This window comes from Colwellia sp. KU-HH00111, assembly GCF_040362745.1.
Classification (GTDB): domain Bacteria; phylum Pseudomonadota; class Gammaproteobacteria; order Enterobacterales; family Alteromonadaceae; genus Colwellia.
This window is the reverse complement of record NZ_BAABWO010000004.1, coordinates 114,486-130,675: the sequence shown is the minus strand read 5'-3', so window position 1 is coordinate 130,675 and position 16,190 is coordinate 114,486. Positions and strand designations below refer to the sequence as shown.

At 37.6% G+C, this 16,190-nt stretch carries 16 protein-coding genes; 15 read left to right on the top strand and 1 reads right to left on the bottom strand.

Going from position 1 to position 16,190, the window contains the following annotated elements; genetic code table 11:
* Nucleotides 1–83 precede the first annotated feature (83 nt).
* The 4 genes from ABXG98_RS09275 (at nt 84) to ABXG98_RS09260 (ending at nt 2,385) form a co-directional block, all read left to right on the top strand.
* Nucleotides 84–497, top strand: coding sequence for a YjfI family protein (locus ABXG98_RS09275; RefSeq protein WP_353538388.1), 414 nt, complete (start codon nt 84–86; stop codon nt 495–497).
* Between the two features lie 96 nt (nt 498–593).
* A complete protein-coding gene (locus tag ABXG98_RS09270; RefSeq protein WP_353538387.1) occupies nt 594–1,283 on the top strand; it encodes a PspA/IM30 family protein in 690 nt (229 codons plus the stop codon).
* A gap of 107 nt (nt 1,284–1,390) precedes the next feature.
* Nucleotides 1,391–2,032 carry a hypothetical protein gene (locus tag ABXG98_RS09265; protein ID WP_353538386.1) on the top strand — a complete coding sequence of 214 codons (642 nt, stop codon included), beginning with the start codon at nt 1,391–1,393 and terminating at the stop codon, nt 2,030–2,032.
* Nucleotides 2,033–2,052: 20 nt separating this feature from the next.
* Complete coding sequence (locus ABXG98_RS09260) at nt 2,053–2,385, top strand: hypothetical protein (RefSeq protein ID WP_353538385.1); 333 nt, start codon at nt 2,053–2,055, stop codon at nt 2,383–2,385.
* 25 nt (nt 2,386–2,410) lie between these two features.
* On the opposite strand, the gene ABXG98_RS09255 is transcribed toward ABXG98_RS09260, so the two are convergent.
* Nucleotides 2,411–3,091 (bottom strand): CYTH domain-containing protein, encoded by a 681-nt coding sequence (locus tag ABXG98_RS09255; RefSeq protein WP_353538384.1) that lies wholly within the window; start codon nt 3,089–3,091, stop codon nt 2,411–2,413.
* A 163-nt stretch (nt 3,092–3,254) separates the two neighbouring features.
* Between ABXG98_RS09255 and ABXG98_RS09250 the strand changes: the two genes are divergently transcribed.
* The 11 genes from ABXG98_RS09250 (at nt 3,255) to leuA (ending at nt 16,190) form a co-directional block, all read left to right on the top strand.
* A complete protein-coding gene (locus ABXG98_RS09250) occupies nt 3,255–3,902 on the top strand; it encodes a TIGR04211 family SH3 domain-containing protein (protein ID WP_353538383.1) in 648 nt (215 codons plus the stop codon).
* A 267-nt stretch (nt 3,903–4,169) separates the two neighbouring features.
* Entirely contained in the window at nt 4,170–5,690 is a 1,521-nt protein-coding gene (locus tag ABXG98_RS09245; RefSeq protein WP_353538382.1) for a capsule assembly Wzi family protein, read from the top strand.
* Between the two features lie 173 nt (nt 5,691–5,863).
* Nucleotides 5,864–6,757, top strand: coding sequence for a glycosyltransferase family 2 protein (locus tag ABXG98_RS09240; protein ID WP_353538381.1), 894 nt, complete (start codon nt 5,864–5,866; stop codon nt 6,755–6,757).
* Between the two features lie 78 nt (nt 6,758–6,835).
* Entirely contained in the window at nt 6,836–8,815 is a 1,980-nt protein-coding gene (locus ABXG98_RS09235) for an acyltransferase family protein (protein WP_353538380.1), read from the top strand.
* Between the two features lie 76 nt (nt 8,816–8,891).
* Entirely contained in the window at nt 8,892–9,941 is a 1,050-nt protein-coding gene (locus ABXG98_RS09230; protein ID WP_353538379.1) for a polysialyltransferase family glycosyltransferase, read from the top strand.
* Nucleotides 9,942–9,992: 51 nt separating this feature from the next.
* Nucleotides 9,993–11,606, top strand: a complete 1,614-nt coding sequence (locus tag ABXG98_RS09225) for an aldolase catalytic domain-containing protein (protein WP_353538378.1) — start codon at nt 9,993–9,995, stop codon at nt 11,604–11,606.
* On the top strand, nt 11,593–12,258 hold the full coding sequence (locus ABXG98_RS09220; RefSeq protein WP_353538377.1) for an HAD family hydrolase: 666 nt from the start codon (nt 11,593–11,595) through the stop codon (nt 12,256–12,258). Before ABXG98_RS09225 ends, ABXG98_RS09220 begins: the two co-directional genes overlap by 14 nt.
* A complete protein-coding gene (kdsB, locus tag ABXG98_RS09215; RefSeq protein ID WP_353538376.1) occupies nt 12,255–12,989 on the top strand; it encodes a 3-deoxy-manno-octulosonate cytidylyltransferase in 735 nt (244 codons plus the stop codon). The genes ABXG98_RS09220 and kdsB overlap by 4 nt, the downstream gene beginning before the upstream one ends.
* Nucleotides 12,990–13,048: 59 nt before the next feature.
* Nucleotides 13,049–13,714, top strand: coding sequence for a glycosyltransferase family 25 protein (locus tag ABXG98_RS09210; RefSeq protein ID WP_353538375.1), 666 nt, complete (start codon nt 13,049–13,051; stop codon nt 13,712–13,714).
* A gap of 112 nt (nt 13,715–13,826) precedes the next feature.
* Complete coding sequence (locus ABXG98_RS09205; RefSeq protein ID WP_353538374.1) at nt 13,827–14,222, top strand: FAD synthase family protein; 396 nt, start codon at nt 13,827–13,829, stop codon at nt 14,220–14,222.
* A 375-nt stretch (nt 14,223–14,597) separates the two neighbouring features.
* Nucleotides 14,598–16,190 carry a 2-isopropylmalate synthase gene (gene leuA / locus ABXG98_RS09200; protein ID WP_353538373.1) on the top strand — a complete coding sequence of 531 codons (1,593 nt, stop codon included), beginning with the start codon at nt 14,598–14,600 and terminating at the stop codon, nt 16,188–16,190.

Here is a 16,190-nt window from a genome sequence, read left to right as displayed (position 1 = left end):
TTGACATATTATGTCAAAGTGCTAAATTTAACCCGTGACATAATATGTCATATACACAGATATAAAATAAGGATAGGAAATACATGAACATTCATACTATAGCCGATCATTTAAACAGTTTGGCCGATAACTCAGACACAGGGATGAATTTTGACTGTCAACCAATTTCAGGTGAAGTCGATGTACTGCAAATCACAATTTCGGGTCGAGAAGAGTTGCCGATTTTTGTTTCAGTTACTGACGACCAAATACTGTGTATCAGTTACCTTTGGGGTACAGATGAAGTTAAACCAGATAGCTTAACCGCAATGCACGAAAGCATGTTAGAGATGAACATTCCCATGCCGTTATCATCATTTTCAAAAATAGGTGATAAATATGTTGTCTTCGGTGCGCTTTCTATAAATTCAAGTTTCGACGATATAGAGCACGAGCTAGCCGTTTTAAGCAATAACGCCGTTGAAGTTATTGATGACATGAGTGATTACCTTTTATAGATTAATTTTAAATTGTAACGACGCTTGATAAAGGATTGAGTTCAACTTATTCGATCAAATCCTTGCGCTGCATAACAATATTAATGGAGAAAAAACATGAGTATATTTAAAAAGATTATGACCGCAATTCGTGGCGGTGCCTCTGAAGCAGGCGAAGCTATTATTGATGCTAATGCAACCCGAATTTTCGAACAAGAAATCCGTGATGCTGAGAATCATTTAACCAAAGCCAAACGTGATTTAACCGGAGTTATGGCTGAGCAAATGTCTGCTCAACGCGAAGTAGCGCGTTTACAAAAAGAAATTGTTGAGCATGAAGGTTATGCAGGACAAGCGCTGGATAAAGGCGATGAAGCTCTCGCACTTGCCGTAGCAGAGAAAATTTCTAACTTAGAAAGCGAATTAGCGACCCAGCAACAGGCTCATGATAGCTTTGCCGGTAACGCTGAAAGATTAAAAGAGTTAGTTAAGAAAAGTGAACGTCAAGTGACCGAGCATAAGCGTCAGTTATCAATGGTAAAAACCACTGAAAGTGTACAAAAAGCCACATCAGCTATCACGGATAACTTCTCATCAAGTAATTCAAAATTGTTGAGCGCAAAAGATTCATTAGAACGAATTAAAGCTAAACAACAAAAATTTGATGACAAGATGAAAGCTGCTGAAGTACTTGAATCAGAAGACTCTGATACGTCACTAGCAGCGCAACTAAAAGCCGCAGGCATAGGCTCTCAAGATAGCAGTGCGAATTCAGTACTAGATCGCATTAAAGCCAAGCAAAAATAATATTGATTAGTTACAAATATTATAGTGATGAGGTTTTAGTGGTGAGTTGGTAACAGCTCGCCACTTATTGGTTTGCATATTCGTAACAGAAGGTAAGGTAATACCTAATGAGTTTTTTAAAAAAAATATTCAACAAAACAGAAGAAACACAGCGAAAATTAACAGATGTTAGTCAGCTATTAGTTGGTGATATTATCGTGTTAACCGACAGCTTCGCTTTACCTGAAGTATTACGCGGCCAACAGTTACAAGTTACGGCCGTAAATACCTATGAATATGAGCACGGACCTCAACTAGAGTGGACTCTGCAAGGCAGTAATTCGTTGCTACTATTTTTGTCATTAGATGTTGATGATGCAACCGAGTTAAAATTTGCCTTAAAAGTTGAGCGTGATGATGTAGAAACCTTATTTGATTTAGATCATTTTTCTGAAATTTTTGATGAACCCGGGCAAGCATTCCTCGATAAAAAAGCCGATAATGCACTCACCTCGAGTTGGACTAGTGAACAGTATCAGCAAAGCACGTTTGCTAAAGTCGGTTATTTTCATCGTAAAGATCACCGCAGTGAAAACCTTAGTGCTTATGAAGGTAAAGATGCCGGCGAACAATTTGAACTTTATGCCTTGTTCAACGAAGATCAAAGTAAAGGACTTGATGTCGAAGTTTGGCAAGACGGAGAAACCGATGTTTTTCTTACTATTTTTAGACCACTCTCAGATATTGTAGAAATGTATCCTGCAAGTTAAGACCTAAAGTAGAGATTATCATGACTAAAGAAATGCCAGAAAAATGGCAATCGTCTGTAAAAGCGATAAAAGCAGTACAAGTTGCGTTTGATATGGATGAAAAAATCCAATTATCAATTAGAAAGCAGGCACTTGAGGCAGGTTTAAGCCCCTCAGATCAAATCCGAGATATTTTAGGCTTAACCATCAACAAGCGACCTAAGCGCCCACGCCTTACGGTCAGTTTAGCACCTGATGACTACCAAGTACTGGCAGAAAAATACGGTTTACAAGCTGAACAACAACTTGAAATTAAAAGAAAACTAATGGATGAGTTGATTGACTACGTCAATTCAGAAAAAGAAATACGCTAATACTGGGATAATAGCTTTTAACACCTTACTTGCTATTCTCTAGGGTTGTTGAGCCTAGTTGTTGTTGATACAGCGCATAACCTCGGGCGGCTTTACTTAAGCCACTAGGCTCCATATTAACTACTGTTTTCAATAGCTCTGCTAAATCAAACAACGCTTGTTCACTACCTCGCACTAATTCAATTTCTAGTTCGTTGATTGCCACACTAGGTTGCCCTGCTTTTGTCATGATTTCACCTTCATCTAAGGCGAGTTCAATTACGCTTTCATCTTGGTGAATAAGCCAAGTCTGACGTACAAAGTTAGTTGAAAATACCACCTTTAGTTGTTTTTCTAATAACGCTACGTCGGTATTTTCTGGCCAAATTGCCTGGTCAAACAAAGATAAGTTCAACTGATTACTAGGAATATCAATATTAAATTCAGGTCTTTGATGCAAACAACCCTCGACTTTGCCTGCTGTTTTAATAGTTTGCACAAATAATTGCCCTTTTTGTCGAATTCGCAAGCCTACTTCCATTTTTCTTAAGGTGAGATCATCACTTTCATAATAATCATTGAACAACTCACTTTTGTGCATTTCAAACAATAGCTTATGCTCTTTAAGCAGAGCGGATATTTCAGCAATAATTGGCTCATAACCAACAGTATTGTTACTGTCACTATGACTTAATAATTGATATTTTAATTCTATTTCTGTCGACATTTTTATCAAACTTCAAAGTTATTAGGTGAGTTATTCATCATAGTACATAGTTTATCATACCTGATATGATAGACACCCAAATTTATATTACTATCAAAAGCTTGATATCAAGACGCCAAACACATAATATCGTCCTTTTAATGATTTACTTAGTGGTTGCAGTATGAATATTTTGACTAAATATCTAAGACATATAATTAAGCAAATAGTTGTCGGCTTTTTCATCGTCTTTTCTGTCCTTACATTTGCGCAAGCCCAAGAAGAGCTTTCATCAGAAAATAACTTAGCCGCAGGTAGCCAAGCATTCATCTCAGACGATTTAACTATTTTTATGCATGCCGGCCCCGGCACCAACTACCGCATTCTAGGCACCATTACTGCCGGCAGTAAAATTGAAATAACAGGCAAGTCTGATAAAGGCTACAGTGAAATAAAAGATGATAAAAACCGTATTACTTGGGTAGATAGCAAATATATCACCACAAAGCCTGGCTTACGGTTTGTCGTGGCCAATGTTAATGAAAAACTAGCCCGTGCTAATGATTATAACGCACAACTTGATGGTGAAATTAATGAGCTAAAAAGCAATATTGCCGTGAGTAATCAAGACAGAAAAGCACTAACCACCGAATTAGAAAAAGTCAAAAAACAACTTAAAGAAACGCAAAGTAAGGTTAGCACTCAAGATACAAAAATGTTGTCACAACGTTTTTACAATGGGGCCATAGTACTTGGTGTAGGCTTGTTTTTTGGTTTAATTCTGCCTCGATTCTTTAGCCGCCGCCGTAGCTCAATGGACAGCTGGAGCTAACATCCCATCAAGTTTAGCACCTTAATTTGAGGTGCTAAATAGTTTAACTAGCAACACCTTATTAAAATACGGATTGATTTTTCCAGCAGGTTAACCAATAAAACAAGCCTCAATCAACTGCGCATGTAAAATGCTCGTTTTTATACACAAATGCACTGTTTCAACTGTATAAAATAGCCATAAAAACACGTATACTCTTCTTTTTTCGTCATATGACTCTTTATCAATACCTGCTATATATCATCAAAAAACAGGATCTTTTTTGTCATGCGCTTTTTCAACTACCTCTTTAAACAGTTACTTATAGTTAATTGCTTTGCTTTAAGTTGTTCCGCCTTATCTGAGCCTTGGATAGACACCAGTGATATTTACTTAAAAGCCCACATTCAGCTACTTGCAGATACTGGATTTATTACGGTTCCAGTAACCACCTACCCGCTAATATGGAGCGATATCATTCGTGATTTACATAACATTAATCAAAGTGAGTTAACAACTAATCAACAAAATGCCTATCATTATATAAAACACCAATCTAAGTTAGCGCGAAAGAATCAAACACGTATAAAAGTACACATAGGCATTGATGACAAGCGCTTTGTCAGTTTTGGCGAGATGGTTGGCGATAAAAATAGCATAAGTGTTCACTCAAGTATGATGGTCGGCAATTTTGCGGCTAAAATTGCACCCAGCTATACAAGCAACCCCATTGATAGTGACAAAAATCGCTTGGATGAAAGCTATGTAGCTGCTTTTTTAGGTAACTGGGTGGTTGCCTATGGCCGACAAAATCGTTGGTATGGCCCTACTTGGGATACCAGTTTAAGCCTCACCAACAATGCGAGGCCAATAACAGCGCTTTCGTTATCACGTAAGTCAGCAGAAGCTTTCATTGTTCCTTTTACCGAATTTGATATTCCATGGACGATGACTACATTTATGGGACAAATGGATGATGAACGTACCATAGAAGATACCTTGCTTTGGGGCTTTAGATTGAACGTTAAACCTTTTAAGAATTTAGAGTTGGGGATAACACGTTTAGCCCAATGGGGAGGTAACGGACAAAAACAAGGTTTTTCTAGTTTTTGGAATATATTAATCGGGCGCACTAATTGTGGTGTTGATGGTGTAGTTTGTGAGGGAAAAAATGACACGCCAAATCAACAAGCGGGTTACGACTTTCGTTATAGCTTTAGCCTTTTTAATGTGCCTATGAGCCTTTACGGACAAAATTTTGCAGAGGATGGCAATGCAGATTCAGGCTCATATTTAACCAAAATCCAACCCCAAATTGGATTAGATATTAACGTTAGCCCATTCAATAAAGCCAGTACTTTTTTTATTGAGTTTGCAGATACTTACGCTGAGTGTGGCAAGTATATTTCAGCCGGCAATGGCAACTGTTTCTATGAACATCAACGCTACCGCACTGGTATGCGTTATAATAGGCGTACTATAGGTAGCGCTTATGATAATGACTCAAAGACCTATGTATTAGGTGCAATTTCACAACTTTCTACCCACACTAGGCTCACGACTAAACTACGTTATTTAGACCTTAATTACGACAACAGTGATAAAGCCGCTGATAATCCTATTATAGGTAATCCTATAACGAGTATCGCTGAACAAGTGTGGATGATGTCAGCAAGCGCACAACACGATTATCAAAACTGGCGCTTTACTTTAGCCGCTCAAATTAGCCATTCAAATTTTCCCGGCACCAATAATATGAATAGCAGTGATGATATTAATGCGTCAATTGCCGTAGAATATAATCTTTAGATCTCAGTAAGTACATTTGATTATCGCTTTACCTGCCGCTCTCCTTTTATGGATAATGACTCGAGTAGGCTAAGCAATGAAATCTAAGCAATAGTGATGAACCTATAAATTAAAATAATGATACAATTATCAATTAGACAATAATAAACTTTCACCGATATGCGAATTAACTAATGAAAACAACCAAAACTTATGCACCTCGTTGGTATAATACTTATGCCATTCATTTTTTTCGTTTAATTGTTACCAAACTATTACCTGCTTCATGGTTTAGAACCGCATTACCTGAGCCTTCAAAACGTAAAGCCGTTGATGGATTTTTTAAATTAGAAACGGTTAGCCATTGTTGGGGGTATTCAAACATGCTCACTTATCAATTGAGCTCTTTTGTAAACTATCCACCAACCAAATGTGAAGTTACCGTGACTGTTTTTTATGCAAAAGAAGATAGCAAAAGCCAAGCAGTGATCGATTTCTTCAGTCAAAAAGAGGTGAACAACGTCACTTGGAACTTCCAAGCACTATCTAAAGGTAAGTTATTTAGACGAGGTATAGGCCGTAATATGGCAGCACGCACCTCAAATGCCGACTGGTTATGGTTTACCGACTGCGATATTATTTTCCATGAAAACTGCCTTGATTCACTCGCCGAGCAGCTACAAGGCAAACAAGAAAGCTTGTATTACCCAAGACAAGAAAGAACAACTGAAATGTTAACACAAGATGATCCTATGCTGCGTCAGGATAGCGAGCCTCAAGTAGTTGATATTAATAGCGATGGTTTCAGCTTACATTCTCGCGATAAAGCTAAAGGTGCGTTTCAAATTGTTCATGGTGATGTTGCCCGTGCTATTGGTTATTGTGAAAAATTAAAAATGTTTCAAACTGAAGATGATCGCTGGCGAAAAACTTATGAAGATACGGCCTTTAAATGGTTAATTTCTAGTGAAGGTATCCCGCTCGATATTGATGGTGTATTTCAAATCCGTCATGTGCAAAAAGGCCGCTATGCCAAAGACTCTAATGTATCAAAAGTTCGAAGTAAGATAAGACGACTACAAGAATAAATATCTGCTAAGTGAATGTTGCATTTATGACTATTTAATACAATACGCTACACGTATACATAGTAAAAAGGTTATCCATTGAAATACAGAAAAGAAATAGACGGTTTAAGGGCAATAGCCGTAATACCTGTAATATTATTCCATGCAGGTATTTTTGGATTCAGCGGCGGATACATCGGTGTTGATATATTCTTTGTGATTAGTGGTTACTTAATTACCACAATTATTTTAGATGAATTGGCCAAAAACAAATTCTCAATTAAAAGCTTTTACGAACGTCGAGCCAAAAGAATTTTACCGGCTTTATCTGCAGTGTTAATTGTTACCACGGTATTGGCCTACATTTTAATGCCTGCCAATTTACTAAAGTCATATGCTAATAGTTTAATGTCTGTCGTTACTTTTACCTCAAACTTCCATTTTTTCACCACAAGTGGCTATTTCTCGACGGTATCAGACCAAAAACCCTTATTGCATACCTGGAGCCTTGCTGTAGAAGAGCAGTTTTATTTGTTTTTTCCTCTGATGCTGGGTTACTTATGGGTTAAGGGCAAAAGATATATTGCTAAGGTAATTTTTATTTTATCAATAGCGTCCTTATTACTCGCTCAGTTTCTTGCGGTGAACAGTTTCGCTGACGCCAACTTTTATCTTATCTTCAGTCGCGCTTGGGAGCTTTTTGCGGGTGCGTTAATAGCATTAACAAGTATACAAAACCGGCCCATTAAAAACTGGCTGCGAGAAGCATTAGGTTTTATTGGTTTATTCTTAATTGCTTACTCAATATTTATCTTTGATAACACTACCTTATTTCCAAGCTTTTATACTTTGGTGCCTATTATTGGCACAGTACTTATTATCATTTTTAGTACCGAAAATACCTTAGCCGGCAAGTTACTTTCTAATCGTTTATTTGTCGGCGTGGGTTTAATCTCTTACTCATTATATTTGTGGCACCAACCCTTCTTTGCCTTTTTGCGTTTAAAATCAATTGGTGAGCCTGAGCAACAGTTATTTATTGCCGCCATCGTACTCACGTTCATCTGTGCTTGGTTAAGCTACCAATATGTTGAAAAGCCTTTTAGAAGAAAGCCGGTGAGTAACGCTAAGCCAAGGTTCACTATTTTGCAGTACGCCAGTATGTCTATTGTTTTCTTTATTGTTATTGGTTTAATTGGTGTATCTAAACGAGGTTTTCAGTCAAGATTTGGCGATAGTAGCTATGTTGAGTCCATTAAATTCAGCCCTAAACGAAAAGCTTGTCATTACGACGGCCGTCATTTTGAACAACCCAAAGATTCTTGTCGATATTTTGGTGAAAATGTTACTTGGTCAACGTTTGGTGACAGTCATACAGTAGAGCCTGCTTATGCATTAGCTAAAATGCTCGAACCGAAAGACACAGGGTTATTGCATTTAAGTTTCAGTGGTTGTTTGCCATCCCTACTCTTTGATGTAAAAGGCTCAGCTTGTAGTGAATGGGTAAAAACAGCCTTAAGTTATTTAGAGCGCAACCGTACTATTGAAAATGTTTATATCGGTTTTAATTACAATGGCTTTTTATTTGGTACCCACCGCAATCATTACCCTGAACTCCCAAATAAAGATCCAAGCTTGTCATTAACCGCTGAGTATAGTCATTTGAACGCAGAACAAACAAGAGAGCTTTACTGGCAAGGCCTGACTCAAATGGTTGATCGCTTGATCGCATCAGGAAAAACAGTTTACCTACAGTATCCTATACCTGAACTGCCAACACATATCAGCACGTTGTTAACACCTTTTTCAATTTTTGGTGGCGGTTTACGATTTGATTTACAAAACACTACAACTGCAGAATATTATTTTACTCGTAATCAGTTTATATTAGAGAAGTTGAACTCTCTTGAGTATGGTAAGCACCTTATTGCTGTAAAACCGTTTGATTTATTGTGTCATACCACGCATTGCCCAGCGGTAAGCGATGGAAAATCACTTTACTTTGACGACGGACATTTAAGTGTTGCAGGTGCAAAAAAATTAATATTAGCGAGTGGTATTGTCGATTCAGCTGAGTAAAGTGCAGCCAGAAAAATTGCCATCACCAATCACTTATTCACCTACAAATAACAATTTAGAGCTTTAAGAAGTCGTTATGATCAATTATTTTTTTATATCCTCACCTTTGCATTTCTTTATTGCGACTAATTTGGCGATATCTCATAAAACAGATACTAATATTGCACTTTTTATCAGCAAAAATGCACAAACAGCTAAACAATATGCAAAAGCGACCAAACATTTTAACAATCTTTTTCAAGACACTTATGATTTAACCATCAATGATGATCAGCAAAAGTTTAAGCAACGCAAGCTACGCTTTGCTGAAATTGAAAAAGTGATTATATCAACACCCCCAAATAGAATATTTACCGGTAGTGATAGAAGAATGGAATTTCAATTTGCTATGCATAAAGCAAGACAAGTGAATGCTGAAGTAGAAGGTATTTATATCGATGATGGTACGGTTAGCTACCTTGGGCACAAATCAATTAACAGCATATTTCATAAGACTATTGACCCCTTACTAAAAAAAATAGTCTATGGCGCATGGTGGAAAAATGCTTTAACAACAGGGAGTTCAAGCTGGATCTCTAAAGCTTACCTAGCTGTGCCTAAAGATGCTCATCCTTTATTACAAACTAAAGAGTTAATTCCTCTTGAACAGGACGTTTTCTCAACGGATGAATTTCTCAAAGTAAATGACTTTTTAATCGCTAACTATGACGCATTAAATGCGATAGATTTTACAAAAATAAAAGCCGTGCTTTGCCTCCCTAATGAGTCATTCTATTTAAAAAACTCACAGTTTTTACAGCAAATTAATCAAACAATACTTCAGCACTTCGCCGCTGAAGAAATTGCAATAAAAGCACACCCTAAAAGTAAAGACATGGCATTATTAGCGCAAGTATTCCCTCAAAGTATTTCGTTACCTAGTACCTTAGGTATGGAGCTACTTTTACCTAAATTATCCGACAACACGTCAATTATTGGTGATGTATCAACCGCACTGTTGACCGCAAAATGGCTTAAACCAAAAGTCACTGTACAAGCGTTTGAAATGAACAGCGATATCTCTAAAAACTTAAAAAATTTATTTAAGCGCTTAGGAATAAACTTTCTGACCCTTGAGTCTGTTTAATTCATTGAACAATATTGCTATGTTCACCCAAATTGCCAGAGGAAATTTTACATGTTTAAAATATTAGATTGCACCTTACGTGACGGCGGCTATTACAATCATTGGGATTTCTCTCCAGCGGTTGTGCAAGCTTATATCCAAGCCATGGTAGCAGCAAAAATAGATTATGTTGAGCTGGGGTTACGCAACTTTGCTCAACCAGGTTTTAGAGGTGCGTTTGCCTACACATCTGAAGACTTTCTTAACCGTTTAGAATTACCTGAAGGCCCAACTTACGGTGTTATGGTTGATGCAAAAACCATATTAAGCTCACCATTATCTGTTGAAGATGCGATAGATTCCCTCTTCGTCAATAGCTCAAAAAGTAAAATAGGGTTAGTGAGAGTTGCCGCCCATTTTCACGAAGTTGAGCACTCTGGTGCTATCATTGAGGCACTTAAAGAAAAAGGCTACATGGTGGGTTACAACTTAATGCAGGCCGGAGGAAAATCATCTGAATTGATTGCTAAAATGGCTAACATAGCACAAACTTGGCATGGCTTGGATGTATTATATTTTGCTGACTCACTTGGTAATATGGATGGTGACGAAGTAAAAAGAATCGTCGCGGCCCTAAGAGAGCATTGGCATGGTGAATTAGGCATTCACACCCATAATAATATGGCCAAAGCTCTCGACAACTGCCTAACAGCACGCAGTGTTGGCGTAAAATGGCTTGATAGTACCATTACAGGGATGGGACGTGGCGCAGGTAATGCACAAACAGAAAACTTATTGGCTGTTGTTTCCCAAGAAAATGACAAATATAGCGCGACTCCTGTCTATGAATTGGCAATTCGATACTTTGAAGGAATGCAAAAAAAATGTGGTTGGGGCAGTAATTTATTGTACTTTTTAGGGGCTCAACACAACTTACATCCAACTTACATCCAAAATTTATTAGCTGACAGCCATTTTGGTACCGACGAAGTCATTGGTGCGATTGATTATTTAAGCCAACAAGACAATAAATCCTCATATAGTGGTGACGTTTACCGAGCTGCATTATCTTTTTCTGGTGAAAATAAACAGCTAAGTGGCAGCACCGATTTATGTGCGTTGGCCTTACAACAAGAAGTATTGATTATTGCAAACGGTCCTGGTCTACATCAATATTTAGCTGACGTCATTGCTTATATTGAAAAGAAAAAACCTATTGTTATTGCCATTAATGTCATCGCTGAACTCGGCGATTATGTTAATTATTATTGCTTATCCCACAACAACAAATTCCTTTCCGAATCAGAATCTTACAACACCCTTATCAAACCGGTGATTTTACCAAAACACAGGTTTAGTCAAGTAGAGTTGGCGCTTTTCTCTGAAGAATGTCAACTTATAGATTATGGTCTAGAAGTACGAACAGGACAATTTACAGCCAGCGATAAAAGTTGTGTTGTGCCGTTTGATATTACTGTAGCTTACGCTTTTTCAGTTGCTGAAATTATGAAAGCTAACAACGTAACCTTAGTTGGATTCAACGGCTATGAAAGTCATGACACCCGTCAACTTGAAATGCTTGAAACGATTAATTTAATGCATAATTTTAAGATAACAGATGATTTAGTGGCATTAACGCCAACGACATATCCACTCACTCAAGGATCAATTTATGCGCCCGTTTAACGAGTATGACCTGCTCATTTTTGATTGTGATGGAGTAATTCTTAACGCTAACACGTTAAAAATTGAGGCAATGAGAAATGCGTTAATTGAGTCAGGCATATCAACTAATGAAGTAGAGACATGTACAACTTTCTTTAAGAATAATTTTGGAAAATCAAGGTTCTACCATGTGGATTATTTCGTTGAGAAACTGATAAAAATTGAAGCGGCAAATGTTGAACTGTTTAAAATTAACTTATTAGCGTCTTACTCTAAACAGTGTAAATGTTTATATTTACTCGCCGAACTTACGCCTTTTGTAAGTGACGTCCTTGGCGCTAGTAGCAGCACAAAATATGTGGCAAGTGGCTCTGAACAACAAGAGTTAAGAGATGTGTTTAAACAGCGAAAATTAGATACCTACTTTAAAGAGATTCTTGGTTCTCCTGAAAAAAAAGTGAACCATGTTACTAATATTCTTGCTAGCTATCCTTCAGCAAAGGCGGTGATGATAGGTGATGCTATTTCAGATTTAGAGGCCGCAAAAGATAATAATATTGATTTTATTTTTTACAGTCCATTCTCAAATGTTGAAGAAAAAATGCGTGATTTGTGTGTAAAATTTAATTATCGAATTGTTGATTCCTTTGAAGAGGTGTTAAAAGAGCTATGAATGAAAATAAATTTGCCGTTGTAATACCAGCAAGATACCAGTCCTCTAGATTCCCAGGTAAACCCTTAGTTGACCTGTGTGGCAAGCCTATGATTCAACATGTTTGGGAACGTTGCTGTGAAGCCGTTGGCGCAGAAAAAGTATACGTTGCTACCGATAGCGATCAAATAGAGTCTGTGGTTGAAAGCTTTGGCGGCGCAGTAATCAGAACAAGTAGCGACTGCCTTACCGGTACGGATAGACTTGCAGAAGCAAATCGCCAATTAAACTGTGATTTCATCATCAATGTTCAAGGAGATGAACCACTTATTTCTCCCGCTGATATTAACACAGTCGCGCAAGCTTATTTAGCCGGTGACGGCTCGGTTGTAAATGCTATGTGCAAAATAATAGACGAACGAGAGTTTAGATCTTTTACCGTGCCCAAAGTTGTGTGTGATCAATCAAACAAACTGCTTTATATGAGCCGCTCTGCTATTCCATTAACAAAAAACAATGAGTTTAAGTTTTCTTATAAACAAGTTTGTATTTATGCATTCTCTAAAGAACACCTTGAGTTCTTTATCTCTCATCAGAGTAAAACTCCATTGGAAGAAATCGAAGATATCGAAATTCTTAGATTTTTAGAATCTCAATATCCCGTACAAATGATAGAAGTAGACAGTGGGTCAATGGCCGTGGATATCCCTGAAGATGTTGTGCGAGTAAAAGCTGCACTGCTAAACAACTAATACATCGTTATTTACATTGGCGTTAAATTAACAATAAAATCACTACTTACGGTGTGAAAATGAAAATATATGTACTCACTGTTGGCAATGAGCAAAGGCTTGCTCATATTGCCAAACAATTACAAGATGTAGAATATGAGTTAATATATTCAGAGTCTGAAGAACAACTCAAAGAATACAATCAAACGTATGCACAAAGGCAGTTAAGGTTTACTACTAGAACTTTAGGTCTTGGAGAAATGGGTGCTTGGCGAATTCATGTTAGAGCATGGGAAAAAGTTGCTCAAAACGAATGCCCCTGTTTATTAATTGAAGATAACGCTCTCATTCATTCTAACTTAGTCGAGAGGCTTCCACAAATACTTGAAGACACGCAGAATTATGGCATGATTTCATTTGCAGAACATCCAAGAAGAAGTGCTGAAACATCGCCTTATGAAGTAAATCGCTGGGGCTTACCACTTTATATGTATGGTGTAACGCCATTTTATGCAGATAGAGCTTTAGCTAGGGTAAATAAACTAGGTTATACCTTTGCCGTAGACAGTTGGTTGCGAAGAAAAAAAATAACCCAATTTAAGGTTTTTGCTGCCCCTTATAAAATAGCATCAAGAACACCAAGAAGCTTGTTAAGTAGTTATGCGCAAAAGAACATTCCAAAGAAATCATATAAACTCTCTCATATGTTGCATAGAATTGTTAACAAGATTAAATATAGAACTTAATTAACCCTACCCATCTTGAGCAAATATCTCTAGTGAAAACTGTATGCAAACTCGCATACCTATCACTGGTAAGCTAGACTGTTGCGTTAATGAGTGAATTTAGGAGCAAAAAATGCGCGTTATCACCTTCGGTACTTACGATGTTTTTCATGTTGGTCATGTCAATATTATTGAAAGAGCAAGGTTACACGGAGATCATTTAATTGTAGGGGTATCATCTGATAAATTAAATATATCAAAGAAAGGTCGGCCACCTGTCTATTGTGAAGATGATCGCCAACATATTATCCGATCAATGCGTTGTGTTGATGAAGTATTTCTAGAAGAGTCTTTAGAATTAAAAGCTGATTATATTAAATATTATAATGCCGACATTTTAGTGATGGGTGATGACTGGCAAGGTAAGTTTGACCATTTAAAAACACTTTGCCAAGTCGTTTATTTACCAAGAACTCCCTCTATTTCAACGACAGAAATTATCGAAGTGGTAAAAACTAAACGGCTATAATTTCAAAAAAACTTAGCTATAGAGCCTTAACTTAAACGTTTATATAACAAAAGCATCTAGCTTTGTAATTTTTTTCATTTGACAGGGTTAGAGTATATGCGCTATTAATAGTCCATAGTCAATTTTCAACAAACATTTAACTAATAAAATGATTACATTAATTAAGCACAATAAACTCAACCTCCTCCTCGCACTCATTATGCGCGGCTAGGTTTTATTGCTTATTTTGTTACTACAAACATTTTATTAGAAACAAAAAATAAGATATTCAAATGAAACCCGCGCTCACCAACGCGGGTTTTTTTACGTCTATGCGTTGGTTAGCTTTAAACAAATAAGCGTAAATAACATTAGGCAAATAAAGGATAAATACACATGAGTAACACGGCATCCAACTCTCAAGATTCCTCGTCCAACATCTTATTACCCAAAGACAAGGTCATTATTTTTGACACCACTTTACGAGATGGTGAACAAGCGCTAAATGCGAGCTTGTCTGTACATGAAAAATTGCAAATTGCCTTATCATTAGAGCGATTAGGAGTAGATATAATGGAAGTGGGCTTTCCTGTTTCTTCTCCCGGTGATTTTGAATCGGTACAGCAAATTGCCCGTACTATCAAAAACGCTCGTGTTTGTGGCCTAGCTCGCGCTGTTGAAGCTGATATTGATGCCTGTGCTCAGTCATTAAAAGTCGCGGATCAATTTCGTATTCATACGTTTATTTCTACATCTGACGTACATGTTCAGCAAAAATTAAAAAAGGAATTTGCTGACGTGCAGGCCATGGCGGTTCATGCGGTAAAATATGCTAGAAAATTTACCGATGACGTAGAATTTTCATGTGAAGATGCAGGCCGAACCCCTATTGATAACTTATGCCGCATGGTTGAAGCCGCCATTGATGCCGGCGCAACCACAGTCAATATTCCAGATACGGTAGGTTATACTTTACCTTTTGAATTTCAGGGCATTATCACAAATTTATTTAATCGCGTACCTAACATTGACAAAGCAATTATTTCGGTGCATTGCCATAACGACTTAGGTTTAGCCGTAGCGAACTCTATGGCAGCAGTACAAGCTGGCGCTCGCCAAATTGAATGTACAATAAATGGTATTGGCGAGCGCGCAGGTAACTGTTCATTAGAAGAAGTTGCCATGATCATGAAAACTCGCGAGGCCTTGTTAGGCGTTCACACTAGCATTAAGCACCAAGAAATAGCCCGTAGCTCAAAACTAGTAAGTACTTTATGTAATATGCCGGTGCAATTAAACAAAGCAATTGTTGGCGGCAACGCATTTAGTCACTCTTCGGGTATTCACCAAGATGGTATGCTAAAAGCAAGCAATACTTATGAAATAATGACCCCTGAAAGTGTTGGTATTGCTAAAACCAAGTTAAATTTAACGTCTCGCAGCGGGCGTCATGTGATTAAACATCGCATGGAAAGCTTAGGCTACCAAGAAAACGATTACGAACTTGAGAAGCTTTACACTGACTTCTTAGCGTTAGCTGATAAAAAAGGCCAAGTCTTTGATGACGACTTAGAGGCATTACTTTTTAATATTCAGCAACAAGATACCCAAGACTTCTACCGTTTAGACACAATCAACGTGCAATGTGGTGACGGTGAATTTTCAACCGCTAGTATTAAATTATTAGCTGGCGATGAAAGCAGTAGAATACACGCGGCTACGGGTAATGGCCCTGTAGATGCTCTTTATCAGGCTATAAAGCAAACAGTAGATGTTGAGTTTGAAGTCAGTGATTACAAAATATCAAATAAAGGCTCCGGTGAAGATGGCTTAGGCCAAGCTGATTTAGTGATCACCTGGCAAGGAAGAAACTTCCACGGTTACGGCCTTGCAACAGACGTTATCGAAGCTTCTGGTCAAGCTTTAATTCATGCACTAAATAGTATTCATCGAGCAATAACAATTGCAGAGCTAAAAGCGGCAAAATAA